A 341-nucleotide genomic window follows, 5' to 3' on the forward strand; every position below is an offset into this window, starting at 1 on the left:
AACACGAAGCCGCCCTGACGCCGCTGGGCGCCGAGATGGTCGGGGCGTTGGGCGTCGAGGCTCAGGTGGCGTTCGGCGAGCTGACGCTGGTCGCCCCGCGCGAGCGGATCGTCGAGGTGCTGACGGCGCTGCGCGATCAGTTCGGTTTCCAGCAGTTGCTGGACCTCTGCGGCGTGGACTACCCGGATCGCAAGGAGCGGTTCGAGGTGGTCTATCACCTGCTGTCGCTGACCCGGAACGCGCGCCTGCGCGTCAAGGTGGCGACCGACGAGACCCAGCCGGTGCCGTCGATCATCGCCGTCTATCCGGCCGCCAACTGGTTCGAGCGGGAAGCCTACGAC

The 341-nt window shown here is 68.6% G+C and carries 1 protein-coding gene; it reads left to right on the top strand.

The window, feature by feature from the left end:
- Positions 1 to 341 (top strand): NADH-quinone oxidoreductase subunit C (locus CVH10_RS18690; RefSeq protein ID WP_219924825.1); only part of this gene is annotated, 341 nt, incomplete at both ends.

This window comes from Halomonas sp. ND22Bw (genome assembly GCF_003011945.1).
In the GTDB taxonomy this organism is placed as follows: Bacteria; Pseudomonadota; Gammaproteobacteria; order Pseudomonadales; family Halomonadaceae; genus Halomonas; species Halomonas halophila.